1 protein-coding gene is annotated in these 374 nt (G+C 69.3%); it reads left to right on the forward strand.

Features of this window, described 5'->3' with window-relative positions; genetic code table 11:
- On the forward strand, positions 1–374 hold a 374-nt coding region (locus EN852_RS36175; RefSeq protein WP_189546415.1), incomplete at both ends, for an enoyl-CoA hydratase-related protein.

Genomic DNA, 374 nt, shown 5'->3' on the forward strand with positions numbered 1-374 from the left:
GCCAAACCGACGGTCGCCGCCATCCACGGCACGGCGCTGGGCGGCGGGCTGGAACTGGCGCTCGGCTGCCATTTTCGTGTCGCCGATCGCGGCGCCAAGCTCGGCCTGCCGGAAGTGAAGCTCGGCCTTTTGCCGGGCGGCGGCGGCACGGTGCACCTGCCGCGCTTGGTCGGCCCCGCGAAAGCGCTCGGCATGATCGTTTCCGGAACGCCGATTTCGGCAAGCGAGGCGAAAGCAGCGGGCCTTGCCGATGCGGTCGCCGATGGCGATCTGTTGGCGGAGGCGGTTCGTTTCGCCAAGGAAATGGCTGACCGAGGCGGTCCATTCGTGCCGGTCCGTGACCGTAACGACCGCCTCGGCGAAACCGACCTCGC

Source organism: Mesorhizobium sp. M2E.F.Ca.ET.209.01.1.1 (assembly GCF_004010375.2).
Classification (GTDB): Bacteria; Pseudomonadota; Alphaproteobacteria; order Rhizobiales; family Rhizobiaceae; genus Mesorhizobium.